The following is a 13,164-nucleotide window of genomic DNA, read 5'->3' on the forward strand; positions in this document are numbered from 1 at the left end:
TATTTGTTTTAAAAATTGAGGTTATTGTTTGTTAATTGTCCAGTTATATGGAAAGTAACTTAACTTCCATTTACCTTCTAGTTTTTCAGTTCTATATTTATTTATGAAGTCGATTTCGTCCATTTCTTTAGTCTTAAAATCCTCTTTGTACCATTCCATAATTTGAGATACTTGTACGCGGTTTTTCTTTGAATTTACTTGAATGAAACTACCATTTATGGCTTTTTTAGTTTGTGCTTCTAATTGTGCATCCAACGTATTTGGTAAGTAAGCCTTACTAATTAATGGCGGACATCCAACAGCACCACAAACCAAAACGAAGTGAAATCTTGGTTCTTTAAAATTACCTCTTAATAATTTGTGTTCAATATCATTTAAGGTGATGTTTTTGCCGCCAATATTGTGTTTTGTTTTATCAAAAAAACCTGCATTATCTAATGGTGATTTTGTGGGATACTTGTCTATCAATCCTTTTATAACTGATAAATTATAGGCGTTTATCCAAAAGGCTTGATAGTTTTTGGCATCGCTTTTTTCTACTGAAATATTTTCGGCAATTTTTAAAACTTCGTTTAGTTGTGCTTGGTTAGCATGAATTTTATCGTAAGCTACTTTTCCGTTTGATACGTTGGCCTTAAAAAAGGCATCTGCTTTTTTAAAAAATGTAGTTAAGTCTTGCGCTTTTGCAGAAAATACGGTTGAAATAAAAGCGATTATTAAGATATATTTTTTCATTTTTTTTGATTTGAATTTCATTTTTCTGAAACCTAAGTCTGTTTAATTTGAATAAACTTTCAAAAAAACTTACAATTTTTTGGCGTCTTATGACTTTGCAATTCCTTACAAACAACAACCAATTTAAAGCGTTTCTAAATTAGAGTGCAGTGTTAAGTTCTTATCTTTAGATGCGACCTAATAGCGTGCTGTAGCAACTTTGGCGAATAAAAAATTGACTTTGGGACAGCATTACCTAAGCAAGTATGCCCGCGTTAGGGATTGAGGCATTTGTTGAAGCTCCTCGCAGAGAGCGACTGCCGAAAGCCCGACCCGACCTTAGGAGGGTAACGCCAAAATAAAAATGACTAACAACCAAATTATGGAAGAACATATTGTAATAATAGGAAACGGAATTTCTGGTGTTACCGCAGCCAGACATATTAGAAAGCTTTCCGATAAAAAAATAACTATTGTTTCTGCGGAAACGGATTATTTCTTTTCACGAACAGCGCTAATGTACGTGTATATGGGGCACATGAAGTTTGAACATACACAACCCTATGAAAATTGGTTCTGGAAGAAAAATAGGATTACTTTAAAAAATGGTTTTGTAAAGGAGGTTGCAACCTCAACTAAAACGTTGCATTTTGCTAACGGGGATACATTGCAATATGACAAATTGATTATTGCAACTGGAAGTAAACCCAATAAATTTGGGTGGCCAGGGCAAGATTTGGATGGCGTAATGGGGATGTACCATAAGCAAGATTTAGAAAATCTGGAAAAATATGCGCCAAATAACAAAGTATGCAAGCGTGCTGTAATTGTTGGTGGTGGCTTGATAGGTATTGAGCTAGCAGAAATGCTACATTCTAGACATATTCCAGTTACCTTTTTAGTGAGAGAACCTAGTTTTTGGAATGGTGTTTTACCAGAAGGCGAAAGTGCTATGATTAATCGCGAAATTATTGCCAATGGTATAGATTTAAGACTCTCAGCCAATTTAAAAGAGATTGTTGCTGACGAAAATGGGCAGGTAAAATCTGTGATTATTCAGGAAACGGGTGAGGAAATTCCGTGCAATGTTGTTGGATTGACGGCAGGTGTTTCACCTAATATTGATTTTATTAAAGATTCTGAAATTGAGACGGGTCGTGGTGTTAAAGTGAATCGCTTTTTGGAAACCAATATCCCAGATGTGTATGCTATAGGTGATTGTGCCGAACAACATGAAGGCATAGGCCAGCGACGACCCATTGAAGCGGTTTGGTACACAGGTAGAATGATGGGAGAAACTGTAGCACAAACTATTTGTGGTAACCGTATCCAATACAAACCAGGACATTGGTTTAACTCTGCGAAATTTATGGATTTAGAATACCAAACGTATGGTTGGGTTTGGGCGCAGCCAAAAGAAAATGAGACTCGTTTTTATTGGGAGCATGCCGATGGCAATAAGTGCATTCATATTAATTATGATAAGAACACTCGCGAGTTTATTGGCATTAATACCTTCGGTATCCGGATGCGTCATGAATTTTTCGACAGCGTTTTGAATGAAAAACAATCCGTTGATTATGTTTTAACGCATTTGGCTGATGCTAATTTTGATCCTGAATTTTATAAACTTCACGAGAAAGCTATCGTATCAAAATTCAACAAAGAAAACAATACAAACATTCAGCTTAAAAAGAAAAGTTGGAAACGCATATTTGCTTAAAAGAAGAGGTTATGAAAGTTTTAAAACAAATAGGTTTAGTCTTATTCATTATAGGTTTAAGTATTTTTACAGGAACACTTTTTACGGGGAGTTTTGGTTTAACAGAAGCAGAATTAAATGACTTTATAGCATCGAAAGGATATAAAAGTGAAGTGATAAAAGCGGAGTTGCAAAAGGCAACACTAACGGAGGAAGACTTGAATATTTTTGAGTTTTCAAGTCGTGTTAGAGGTGCTTATGAAGCGTCAAACAGTTACTACAATGACTTGATAGCTAAGTACGATGCAGAGAAAAATTGGGATAAAAAAGGTGAGCAATACCAATACCTTATTTATGGAAAACCGCACACTTTAAGTTATGAGTTGGCTAAAAAGGCTGGTTCTGGTTTTGTAAAGGAAAATGCAGGATTGTTATGGTGGTTAACTTTTGGATTAGCAATTATTGGGGCTTTGCTATTTATTTTACCTAACCTCATTTTATTAGGTAGACCAGGTATTAAACATAACGGCATTTATCATGAGGCCAGTACTAATCGCGGTTGGATAGCATGGTTAGTATTGATATACTTGGTAATGTTCTATTTACTATTGTATTTCATGCCAGATTATGTGGTGAATTGGACTTACATTTTAGACCCCATTAGTAAGTTTTTAAATGGAGGGCCAGCAAGTCAATGGTTTGTTTACGGCTTCTTGTATTGTGTAATTATGATTGTTATGGCTGTACGCATGTATATAAAATACAGGCATAATAAATATCAAATCATCCGTACGACGTCGGTTTTGTTTTTTCAAATTGTATTTGCATTTCTGATTCCTGAAATTATGACTAGTTTAAATATGCCAGGATATGATTTTAAGAATGCATTTCCATTAGACTATGATTTCTTTTTTGAATGGAACATTGATAGTTTAAGAAATAGCGGAGCAATAGGGCTTTTTATTTTAGTTTGGGGGATAGTATTAACGCTTGTAATTGTGCCCGTGATGGTGTATTTCTTTGGGAAACGCTGGTATTGCTCCTGGGTATGTGGTTGTGGGGGATTAGCTGAAACACTGGGAGACCCTTATAGACAACATTCAAACAAAAGTTTAAATGCTTGGAAGTTGGAACGCTGGTTGATTCATTCTGTTCTGGTATTTTCTTTAGTGATGACATTGGTTACGTTGTATTGCTATTTTTCTGGCGCTGAGGCGTTTTTAGGGATAAAGTCACAATGGATAAAAGATACATATAGTTTCCTTATTGGTGCTTGGTTTGCTGGTGTAATTGGCACGGGCTTTTATCCTATTTTTGGCAACCGTGTGTGGTGTCGTTTTGGTTGTCCGCTAGCAGCTTACCTAGGATTGGTACAGCGTTTTAAGTCTCGCTTTAGAATTACAACTAATGGTGGGCAATGTATTTCCTGCGGTAACTGTTCTACCTATTGCGAACAAGGCATTGATGTAAGGGCTTATGCCCAAAAAGGTGAAAATATTATTCGAGCCAGTTGTGTGGGATGCGGTGTGTGTTCTGCAGTTTGCCCAAGAGGCGTTCTAAAACTGGAGAACGGACCAGAAAAAGGGCGTATTAATCCTACTGAAATTTTGCTTGGGAATGATGTGGATTTGATGGATTTGGTGAATCAAAAATAGAATGCAGTTAACAATCTAAAATTGAAATGAAACACGTATTTCTTCTCATAATAGTTTTGTTAAGCCTCAAGGTTTATGCCCAAAAACACTATCAAAAAGCATATTACGACAACGGTAATGTAAAGGCGGAAGGTTGGTTGGAAAGCGATATAAAAGTTAAGTATTGGACCTTCTACTATAAAAACGGTAAAGTACAAAAAGAAGGGCATTACAAAAATGGTAAACCCGTAAAGTATTGGTATTTTTACCGCGAAAATGGCACTAAGGAAAGCGAAGGGCATTTTCGCGAAGGCAAAAAAAATGACTGGTGGTTGTTTTATGATAATATGGCGAAAATCAATCATAAATGTCAGCTAAAGAACAATGAAAAGAATGGCTATTGCTTGATGTATAAAGATGAAAAGTTGATTTCGGCTAAAAAATTTAAAAACGGAAAGCAGATAAAAGAGTGGACAGACTTTAGCAGTTTTAGGAAAGAAAATAACTTGAACGATCTTAGATGACCAAAATAAACGTCATTATCCCAGCAAACAACGAGGCAGATTCTATTGCTAATGTTATTCATGATATCCCGGACTCTGTAGACGAAATTATTGTAGTAAGCAACAATTCTATTGATGATACCGAAATAAACGCCAAAAATGCTGGTGCCACAGTTTTAACCGAAAACCAGCGTGGTTATGGTTTTGCCTGCTTAAAAGGTATGGACTATGTTTCCAAGAAATCCGAAAAACCAGATATCATCGTTTTTTTAGACGGCGATTACAGCGACTACCCAGAAGAACTCACTAAAATAGTGGCTCCTATCATAGAAGATGATATAGATTTTGTAATTGGAGCACGTGTAAAGCAACTACGTGAAGAGGGTTCCATGACTGTACCACAAATTTTCGGCAATTGGCTGGCAACCTCCTTAATGAAACTGTTCTTTAGGGCAACATTTACAGATTTAGGACCGTTTAGAGCTATAAAATACGATAAGTTGTTGGCTCTTAACATGGAAGATAAAACCTATGGTTGGACCGTGGAGATGCAATTAAAAGCTATAAAACAAAACTTAAGTTACACCGAAGTGCCTGTAAACTACAGAAATAGAATTGGTGTATCAAAAGTTTCAGGAACCGTAAAAGGTGCTATATTTGCAGGCATGAAAATACTGGGATGGATTTTTAAATACAGTATCAAATAATGTATGTAGAAGCTGTTATAATCGTTATTTATACCATTGCGCTGTTGCTTATTTTTATGTACGCTTTGGCTCAGCTTAATTTGTTATTCAATTATTTATCTGCTCAAAAAAATAGTGAAGAATGCGAAGCATTTGATCTTTCTAATCCAGATGAAATACCATACGTTACTATTCAGTTGCCTGTTTACAATGAAATGTACGTTATGGAGCGTTTGTTGGATAATATTGCCAAAATAGACTATCCAAAGCACAAATTAGAGATTCAGGTTTTGGATGATTCCACTGATGAAACTGTTGAAAGCACAAGAGCGCATATTGAGCAACTTCAGCACAAAGGATTGGACATCCAACATATTACCAGGAAAATAAGAACCGGTTTTAAGGCCGGTGCATTAAAAGAGGGATTAGAAACCGCTAAAGGGGAGTTCATTGCCATTTTCGATTCTGATTTTCTGCCCAAGCCCGATTGGTTAAAACGCACCGTACCTTATTTTAAAAATAAAGATATTGGTGTTGTGCAGACAAGATGGGGGCACATAAATCGAAACTTTTCGGTATTAACTAAAATACAGGCGTTTGCTTTGGATGCGCATTTTACCTTAGAACAGGTAGGAAGAAATAGTAAAGGACACTTTATTAACTTTAACGGAACTGCGGGTATTTGGAGAAAAGAGTGCATACTGGATGCTGGTAATTGGGAAGGTGATACACTTACTGAAGATTTGGATTTGAGTTACCGTGCGCAACTTAAAAACTGGAAGTTTAAATACCTTGAAGATGTAGAAACACCGGCCGAATTGCCAATTGTGATTAGTGCTGCACGCTCTCAACAGTTTAGATGGAATAAAGGTGGTGCAGAGAATTTTAGAAAAATGCTTTGGCGTGTATTAAAAAACGAACACATTTCGGCTAAAACCAAAGTGCACGGGTTGCTACATTTGCTTAATAGTACTATGTTTTTAAACATACTTATTGTAGCAATTTTAAGTATTCCTATGCTTTACATTAAAAATGAGTATGCACATTTGAAGCCTTATTTTTATGTGATGAGCTTTTTCGTGATAAGCACAGTCATATTTTTTATTTGCTATTGGATTATGTATCGGAGAATATATGGTGGAGGTATTAAAAATTTCATGGGGTACATAGGTATGTTTTTTGTGTTTTTCTCAATAGCAATGGGGTTTTCATTGCATAACTCTATTGCCGTTTTAGAAGGACATTTGGGTAAGAAAAGTGAGTTTGTGCGTACCCCAAAATTCAACCTTAAAAAGTACAAAGACAATTGGAAACACAATAAGTACATTAAAAGGACGGTTTCTGTACATGTTATTTTTGAGGGGCTTTTAATGGCCTATTTCGGATTTGGTATGTATAGTGCTTTTATCGTTGGGGATCAAGGAGGAGATTTTGGATTGTTTCCGTTTCACTTGATGCTTTTTGTTGGTTTTGGATATGTGTTTTTTAAATCATTGGCTTCTAAGGTTTAACTTTGCCCGTATTACCTTCATTGATAATTTCTAGCGTAAATAAACTTATATTTACTCAATGCTGTTAAACCCAACATTTATAAAGCTTAATAAAATACCATTGGGTTTAATTCTTTTAAACCTAATACTTTATTGTTTTTTTTCTTATGATTTGGTAAGAACGGAGTATTTAAAACTTATTATTTTCTACGCGCTTCTTTTTGTCCTGTTTTATCAATTGGTAAAACGCTTAAAGAATAATCTTCAGCTGCTAACGTATATATCTTTTGGATTTAGAGCTGCTTTTATTTTGGCTATCCCAAATCTTTCACAAGATTTTTACCGCTTCATCTGGGATGGTCGTATCATTTTGGAAGGCCTCAATCCTTATTTGTACACGGTAGAATATTTTATTAATGAAGGCGAATTTCCTATTGCCCAAGCCCAAGAACTTCGAGAGGGGATGGGCGTATTAAACGCAAGCCATTATACAAACTATCCACCTATAAATCAGCTTTGTTTTATTATTGCGGGATTGTTTGCTGGGAAAAGTATTTTAGGGGCCGTCATAGTTATGCGATTGATAATAATTGCGGCAGATTTCGGCACACTTTACTTCGGAAAAAGATTATTAGAAAAACTTAGAATTCCAGCACATAATATCTTTTGGTACATACTAAATCCGTTTATTATAATTGAGCTTACAGGGAATCTTCACTTTGAAGGGGTGATGATTTTCTTTTTAGTTTGGAGCTTGTACTTACTGTACACTGGAAAATGGCAATGGGCAGCAGTAGTTTTGGCGCTTTCCATCTCAGTAAAATTGATTCCGCTTATATTTTTACCATTGTTTTTTCAGTGGTTCATGAAATTTAAAGAAGGTGGTGCAAAAGATTCGACCTCTCTAAACTTGATAAGATTAGTTGTGTTTTATGCAATAGTTGTTATTGTAACTATTGTATTATTCCTGCCATTTTATTCTCCAGAATTTATAAATAACTATTCTGAAACTGTTGCGCTTTGGTTTCAGAATTTTGAATTCAATGCTAGTATTTACTATATCGCCAGAGCAATTGGATACACCTTTAGGGGGTATAACGAAATAGCAATAATTGGTAAAATAATACCCATTGTTATTTTCATTATTACTTTAATCATCACTTTTTTCCGAAGAAACAAAAGTATAATAGAACTTATTACCGCGATGCTTTTAGTACTATCTATTTACTATTTCACCACAACCACGGTGCATCCCTGGTATATAGCTACGCTTTTGATACTATCTGTATTTACAAAGTATAAATTCCCCTTGGTTTGGAGTTTTGTAATCATCCTGAGTTATTTAGCCTACATCAACTTAAATAAAGCTGATAAGTCTGAAAATCTATATATTATCGCCTTGGAATATGCAATAGTTTACGGTGTGTTTATTTGGGAAGTGTTCATAAAAAAAGCTCCAGAAAAGGAGCTTTTAAATCATTCCTAGAAAACTACAGTTTTTCTAGCTTAGTAATGGTGTTTACTTCATCATTGGAAGCTTTCATCTCTTTATTAAAAGTAACCTTAAACTTTGTACCGACAAAAGTATCCGTACTTAAATCAAAAACGCTTAATACAGGCTCTTCAATATTTTGAAAAGTCAAGGTGTTTTTTTTTCCTTTTTTATCAGTTACAACAAAATTATAGCCATCATTATTTTGACCATCATAAGTGGCATAAACTATAAAACCCTCTTGGATTTTATACGTAATAGGAGCTTTTTCTATTGGATGTGCAAGCTTAAAACTTGAAAGTGATAACGCGAATAAAACGATGCCGCTACACATTAAAATTTTTTTAGTATTCATTTCTTTGGGTTTTTATGTCTTAAGTTAAGCAAAAATAGTATAACCTATGCCTAAATATACTTCAATTTTATTTACGATTCAAAAGATACGGCGCCATGTCTAATCTATAATTATCATGTATGATATTCACATGTAAACCTTCACATCCATAACTTTGAAATCTGTATTATATTTTAAATAACTCTTAAAAATTAAATGGGTTTTAAGCTCTGCACTCTATAAATAGGATCATCATCATTACCATCTTCTACAAAAGTGATTCTAAAATCCTTATCAATTAAACTTTTGTCATTTTTTAAATCGTACTGTTTTAAAACACGCGGATGCACCTCCTCAAAGGCCAATTCTTCTCCATTTTCAAACCAAAATGTGTAGTAACCGTTTTTGTAGTGTTTAAAAGCGGCTGTTCTCATAATATAAAAAGTAATAGGTATTAGTCATTATCTTCCAGTGCCTCGGCGTCCATTTTTGGAGGCTGCACCGCCTCAGGGTCGTTATTATCGAAGTCCTCGTAATCGTCCTCATCATAATTCTCCATAGTTACCGCTAGTTTTGAGCTTACCTTTACCAAATATTTGGTATCGTCGGTAGTTACCTCAACTGCCTCTATAATCTCATTGTGCTGGTTTCTAAAGGAAATAATATGGTCGTCATCATAGCCATCAGGATAGCGCTCCACTAACAAAGCTAAAATCTCCGGAGTTAATTTTTTAAAATCTACAATAACACGTTTTAAGTTGTCATTTTGTCGTTTCATGGTTGGTTAAATTTAGGTTGGGTTGTTTTTACACGATTAAAAGATACACAAAAAATCAAATGCTGTCAATACCTTAATAACATTAGCAATTTATTCAAATATCTAAGTTAATATAATTTTCAAAAAAATTAAAACTAAATTTTAGAGGTTAATGCCATGTTAGGTGAAAGTAAGTAAACATCACCCCGTAAAAATCTGTTGTTTTGGAAACCCTAACTTGTGGTTAGCAAACTGTCGCTACTCAATCGTTCCTTAGTGGATTTCAAAAATATAGTCTGCACTAAAGCTATAAGACCTTTCAATCTCTAATATATGCGCGTGTCTGATAAGGTGCTTTTTTCTTTAGAGTTTGACCTTGTTTTAGGAAAGTCATTAGCATTTAAAGGTTCCACTTTACAGGATATTTTAGGTATTTTGAGAAAGGGAATAGGTGATAAATACTTATTTTAAACTATCGTTAAGGGTTTCAATATATGCTAAAACATCATCTTTTCCGATACTTTTAGAGCTAGAAGTTACAAAATAATTAGGCATTTCTTCCCAGAATTCTAACATCACCTTTTTGTAGTCATCAACATGTCGTTCAATAACTTTAGGTTTGAGTTTATCTGCCTTTGTGAAAATGATAGAAAAAGGAATACTGTTTTCTCCCAGCCAATTCATAAATTCTAAGTCAATAGGTTGGGGTTTGTGCCGAATATCTACTAAAACAAATGCAGAAACCAACTGTTCTCGATAGCTAAAATATTGTGTTATAAATTTTTGGAAGGTTTTTTTAGAGCTTTTCGAAACTCGTGCATAACCATAACCTGGTAAATCCACCAAATGCCAGTTCTTATTTATTAAAAAATGATTAATCAGCTGGGTTTTTCCTGGTTTACCTGATGTTTTTGCAAGGCTTCTTCGCCCTGTTAGCATGTTGATTAACGATGATTTTCCAACATTACTTCGCCCAATAAATGCATATTCTGGCAAGCTACTTTTCGGGCATTTTGCCACATCAGAATTGCTAACAACAAATTCAGCAGATTTAATTAGCATAATGTTTTTATTTGGGGGTTTGCCGATTTATAGTTTTCTGTCGGTTAGCCACGAATACAAAATGTCATTGAATGTATCGGGATGTTCCATCATGGCGGCATGTCCGCATTTGTCTATCCAAAATAAATCGGAATCAGGCAATAGCTCATGGAATTCTTCAGCCACTTCGGGCGGGGTAACATTGTCATTCTTACCCCAAATAATACAGGTTGGAGTTTTCATTTTAGGTAAATCCTTGGCCATATTGTGTCTAATGGCGCTCTTAGCAATAGCAAGAGTTTTTACTAGTTTGTTTCTATCGTTTACTGTTGCATAAACTTCATCCACAATGTCTTTGGTTGCTACTGCTGGGTCGTAAAATACATCTTGTGCTTTCTTTTTAATTACCTCGTAGTCACTACGTTTAGTATAACCGCTTCCCATGGCGCTTTCGTAAAGCCCGGAACTTCCAGTAATTACTAAGGCTTTTATCTTTTCGGGATACAATTTTGTATGATATAAACCAATATGTCCACCAAGGGAATTGCCAAGTAGAATAACCTCGTTAAACCCTTTAAATTCAATAAAATCGTGCAGATATCTAGCGAAACTCTTTACGTTGGTTTTTAAAAGAGACATGGTGTAAATTGGTAACTCAGGAATCACAATTTTATAACCCTTGTCACTAAAAAAGTGTTTTACGGCATCAAAATTACTTAAGCCTCCCATTAAACCGTGGAGTATAATTATAGGCGTGCCTTCGCCAACTTCAATGTAACTGTAGTTTTTTTCTTTTCTTAAGCTGTCCCCCATTAAACTTTGTTCATCCGTTTCCTAAAAAAACAAATATAGTTAATTCATTCATAATTCAAATGCTTTAATTTTTACTAAAGCTTACCTGTCCAAAACTAGCTTTGTTAACATTGCTAAATAGTACTTATTCCCACTTTATAAACTCTTGATAACTAGATTGAAATCAGCTGTTTTTCAATTATAAATCAGTTGAAAAACACTTCTTCTCAAAAAATTATTAACAAAAGTGGTATAAAGTGGTAAATCGTGGTAAATTTTGATATATTTGAAACTTAAACACCAAAATCTGAAATCATTACAGTGCATTCATTAATAGGAACATACAATTGTAAGGTTGATGTCAAAGGGAGGATGATGATCCCCTCAGGCATGAAAAAACAGTTGATGCCAATTCTGGATGATGGTTTTGTGCTGAGGCGTTCAGTGTTTCAAAAATGCTTGGAATTGTATCCAATGGCGGAGTGGCAATTGCTTATGCAAAAAATGAACAAGCTGAACAGGTTCAAAAAGAAGAACAACGATTTTATCAGAAGATTTAGTGCCGGTGCTAGAATTATTGAGGTGGATGGAAATGGTAGGTTATTGATTCCAAAGGATTTAACTGTTTTTGCTAACATCACTAAGGACATTGTAATCTCACCCTCGATAAATATTATCGAAATATGGGATAAGGAGTTGTATGAGCAATCTATTGATGATGCGGCTCTGGATTTTGCTGATTTGGCTGAAGAAGTAATGGGGCAAGATGGTGATGACGATGTATCATAATCCAGTATTATTAAAAGAGACGGTTGATGGTTTAGCGATAAAACCTAACGGTGTATATGTGGACGTGACATTTGGTGGAGGTGGGCATAGTCGAGAAATTTTGAGCAGGCTAGGAGATAACGGTAGGTTGTTTGCTTTTGACCAAGACCGGGATGCATTGGCAAACACGATAGATGATGAGCGTTTCGTCTTGATAAATGAAAATTTCAGATATGTAAAGCGGTTTTTAAGATTTTATGGTGTAAAGGAGGTTGACGGTGTATTGGCTGATTTTGGAGTGTCGTCCCATCAGTTTGATGTTGCAGAACGAGGCTTTTCAACACGATTTGAAGCTAAGTTGGATATGAGGATGAATCAACAAAATGAATTATCGGCATTTCATGTTGTAAATGAATACGAAGAGGAGCGGCTACGTCAAGTGCTTTTTCGGTATGGTGAATTAAGGGCAGCTCCGGCAATGGCAAGATTGATTGTGGCGCACAGACAAAACGAACCAATTGTAACAAGCGAGCAGTTAAAACGAGTGTTGAAAAAGTTTTTATCGCCGCGACATGAGAATAAAATTTTGGCCCAAATCTATCAAGCTATCAGGATAGAAGTAAACCAGGAGATTGAAGCTTTAAAGGAATTTTTATTACAGACGCCAGAAATTTTGAAACAAGGTGGTAGGTTAAGTTTTATCTCATACCATTCTTTAGAGGATAGATTAGTAAAACGCTTTATAAGAAACGGATTGTTCGAAGGGGAACCAGAGCGAGATGTTTTTGGAAACTTTGAAGTGCCTCTAAAAAAAGTTAATGGTTTAATTGTGCCGTCACAAGAGGAAATTAAGTTGAATAACAGGGCTAGAAGCGCAAAACTCAGAATTGCAGAAAAATTATAGATGAAAAAAAATATCTATAACATATTAAAAGGGACCTTTTTGGTAAGTGACGATTCGTTTAAAAACTGGCGTATCATCATTTTTATTTCTGTTTTGGCCATTGTTATGATTGCAAGTTCACACAGTGCTGATAAAAAAGTGTATGAGATTACAAAATTAGAAGATGAAGTAAAGGAAATGCGATCTGCATTTGTTGATGGGCGTTCCAGATTAATGCGCTTAAAAATGGAGTCTGCAGTGGCTTCAAAAATGAAAGAAAAAGGGTTGGTGCCTTCTGTGGAGCCGCCTAAAAAGATAAAAGTTAAATCACAAGATTAAAAGTAGATTTTTGGCTGTAAGCGAGAAAA

The 13,164-nt window shown here is 35.1% G+C and carries 15 protein-coding genes; 9 read left to right on the forward strand and 6 right to left on the reverse strand.

Going from position 1 to position 13,164, the window contains the following annotated elements:
• Positions 1–21 precede the first annotated feature (21 nt).
• The gene (locus EYD45_RS03875) at positions 22–735 is read right to left on the reverse strand and encodes a DUF547 domain-containing protein (protein ID WP_130963044.1); all 714 of its coding nucleotides are present in this window, start codon (positions 733–735) and stop codon (positions 22–24) included.
• 343 nt (positions 736–1,078) lie between these two features.
• On the opposite strand from EYD45_RS03875, the gene EYD45_RS03880 reads away from it, so the two are divergent.
• The 6 genes from EYD45_RS03880 to EYD45_RS03905 are packed head-to-tail and all read left to right on the forward strand — an operon-like array spanning position 1,079 to position 8,215.
• Positions 1,079–2,437 (forward strand): NAD(P)/FAD-dependent oxidoreductase, encoded by a 1,359-nt coding sequence (locus EYD45_RS03880; RefSeq protein WP_233702514.1) that lies wholly within the window; start codon positions 1,079–1,081, stop codon positions 2,435–2,437.
• A gap of 11 nt (positions 2,438–2,448) precedes the next feature.
• Complete coding sequence (locus EYD45_RS03885) at positions 2,449–4,071, forward strand: 4Fe-4S binding protein (protein WP_130963045.1); 1,623 nt, start codon at positions 2,449–2,451, stop codon at positions 4,069–4,071.
• Positions 4,072–4,097: 26 nt separating this feature from the next.
• Complete coding sequence (locus tag EYD45_RS03890) at positions 4,098–4,574, forward strand: toxin-antitoxin system YwqK family antitoxin (RefSeq protein WP_130963046.1); 477 nt, start codon at positions 4,098–4,100, stop codon at positions 4,572–4,574.
• On the forward strand, positions 4,571–5,260 hold the full coding sequence (locus EYD45_RS03895; RefSeq protein WP_130963047.1) for a glycosyltransferase family 2 protein: 690 nt from the start codon (positions 4,571–4,573) through the stop codon (positions 5,258–5,260). The genes EYD45_RS03890 and EYD45_RS03895 overlap by 4 nt, the downstream gene beginning before the upstream one ends.
• Positions 5,260–6,750 carry a cellulose synthase family protein gene (locus EYD45_RS03900; RefSeq protein WP_130963048.1) on the forward strand — a complete coding sequence of 497 codons (1,491 nt, stop codon included), beginning with the start codon at positions 5,260–5,262 and terminating at the stop codon, positions 6,748–6,750. Before EYD45_RS03895 ends, EYD45_RS03900 begins: the two co-directional genes overlap by 1 nt.
• A 58-nt stretch (positions 6,751–6,808) precedes the next feature.
• On the forward strand, positions 6,809–8,215 hold the full coding sequence (locus EYD45_RS03905; protein ID WP_130963049.1) for a DUF2029 domain-containing protein: 1,407 nt from the start codon (positions 6,809–6,811) through the stop codon (positions 8,213–8,215).
• Between the two features lie 4 nt (positions 8,216–8,219).
• On the opposite strand, the gene EYD45_RS03910 is transcribed toward EYD45_RS03905, so the two are convergent.
• The 5 genes from EYD45_RS03910 to EYD45_RS03930 form a co-directional block, all read right to left on the reverse strand.
• A complete protein-coding gene (locus EYD45_RS03910) occupies positions 8,220–8,576 on the reverse strand; it encodes a hypothetical protein (RefSeq protein ID WP_130963050.1) in 357 nt (118 codons plus the stop codon).
• 191 nt (positions 8,577–8,767) lie between these two features.
• Positions 8,768–8,989 carry a hypothetical protein gene (locus tag EYD45_RS03915; protein WP_130963051.1) on the reverse strand — a complete coding sequence of 74 codons (222 nt, stop codon included), beginning with the start codon at positions 8,987–8,989 and terminating at the stop codon, positions 8,768–8,770.
• A gap of 20 nt (positions 8,990–9,009) precedes the next feature.
• Entirely contained in the window at positions 9,010–9,333 is a 324-nt protein-coding gene (locus EYD45_RS03920) for a hypothetical protein (protein WP_130963052.1), read from the reverse strand.
• 441 nt (positions 9,334–9,774) lie between these two features.
• Complete coding sequence (gene yihA, locus EYD45_RS03925) at positions 9,775–10,374, reverse strand: ribosome biogenesis GTP-binding protein YihA/YsxC (protein ID WP_130963053.1); 600 nt, start codon at positions 10,372–10,374, stop codon at positions 9,775–9,777.
• A gap of 27 nt (positions 10,375–10,401) precedes the next feature.
• Positions 10,402–11,166 (reverse strand): alpha/beta fold hydrolase, encoded by a 765-nt coding sequence (locus EYD45_RS03930; protein WP_130963054.1) that lies wholly within the window; start codon positions 11,164–11,166, stop codon positions 10,402–10,404.
• A gap of 300 nt (positions 11,167–11,466) precedes the next feature.
• Here EYD45_RS03930 and mraZ point away from each other — a divergent pair, with 300 nt between their 5' ends.
• From mraZ to EYD45_RS03945, 3 genes are read left to right on the forward strand one after another with little or no spacing between them, the layout of a single operon-like run.
• Complete coding sequence (gene mraZ / locus EYD45_RS03935; protein ID WP_130963055.1) at positions 11,467–11,934, forward strand: division/cell wall cluster transcriptional repressor MraZ; 468 nt, start codon at positions 11,467–11,469, stop codon at positions 11,932–11,934.
• On the forward strand, positions 11,924–12,817 hold the full coding sequence (gene rsmH / locus EYD45_RS03940) for a 16S rRNA (cytosine(1402)-N(4))-methyltransferase RsmH (protein ID WP_394343477.1): 894 nt from the start codon (positions 11,924–11,926) through the stop codon (positions 12,815–12,817). Before mraZ ends, rsmH begins: the two co-directional genes overlap by 11 nt.
• Positions 12,818–13,135, forward strand: a complete 318-nt coding sequence (locus EYD45_RS03945; protein ID WP_130963056.1) for an FtsL-like putative cell division protein — start codon at positions 12,818–12,820, stop codon at positions 13,133–13,135.
• The last annotated feature ends 29 nt before the right edge of the window (positions 13,136–13,164 follow it).

Origin of the sequence: Hyunsoonleella flava, assembly GCF_004310325.1 — a bacterium.
Taxonomy (GTDB): Bacteria; Bacteroidota; Bacteroidia; order Flavobacteriales; family Flavobacteriaceae; genus Jejuia; species Jejuia flava.

Bases quoted from the DNA above. Each gene is read 5' to 3' on its own strand.
- EYD45_RS03875 (WP_130963044.1), bottom strand. From the start codon at position 735: ATGAAAAAATATATCTTAATAATCGCTTTTATTTCAACCGTATTTTCT.
- EYD45_RS03880 (WP_233702514.1), top strand. From the start codon at position 1,079: ATGACTAACAACCAAATTATGGAAGAACATATTGTAATAATAGGAAAC.
- EYD45_RS03885 (WP_130963045.1), top strand. From the start codon at position 2,449: ATGAAAGTTTTAAAACAAATAGGTTTAGTCTTATTCATTATAGGTTTA.
- EYD45_RS03890 (WP_130963046.1), top strand. From the start codon at position 4,098: ATGAAACACGTATTTCTTCTCATAATAGTTTTGTTAAGCCTCAAGGTT.
- EYD45_RS03895 (WP_130963047.1), top strand. From the start codon at position 4,571: ATGACCAAAATAAACGTCATTATCCCAGCAAACAACGAGGCAGATTCT.
- EYD45_RS03900 (WP_130963048.1), top strand. From the start codon at position 5,260: ATGTATGTAGAAGCTGTTATAATCGTTATTTATACCATTGCGCTGTTG.
- EYD45_RS03905 (WP_130963049.1), top strand. From the start codon at position 6,809: ATGCTGTTAAACCCAACATTTATAAAGCTTAATAAAATACCATTGGGT.
- EYD45_RS03910 (WP_130963050.1), bottom strand. From the start codon at position 8,576: ATGAATACTAAAAAAATTTTAATGTGTAGCGGCATCGTTTTATTCGCG.
- EYD45_RS03915 (WP_130963051.1), bottom strand. From the start codon at position 8,989: ATGAGAACAGCCGCTTTTAAACACTACAAAAACGGTTACTACACATTT.
- EYD45_RS03920 (WP_130963052.1), bottom strand. From the start codon at position 9,333: ATGAAACGACAAAATGACAACTTAAAACGTGTTATTGTAGATTTTAAA.
- yihA (WP_130963053.1), bottom strand. From the start codon at position 10,374: ATGCTAATTAAATCTGCTGAATTTGTTGTTAGCAATTCTGATGTGGCA.
- EYD45_RS03930 (WP_130963054.1), bottom strand. From the start codon at position 11,166: ATGGGGGACAGCTTAAGAAAAGAAAAAAACTACAGTTACATTGAAGTT.
- rsmH (WP_394343477.1), top strand. From the start codon at position 11,924: ATGTATCATAATCCAGTATTATTAAAAGAGACGGTTGATGGTTTAGCG.
- EYD45_RS03945 (WP_130963056.1), top strand. From the start codon at position 12,818: ATGAAAAAAAATATCTATAACATATTAAAAGGGACCTTTTTGGTAAGT.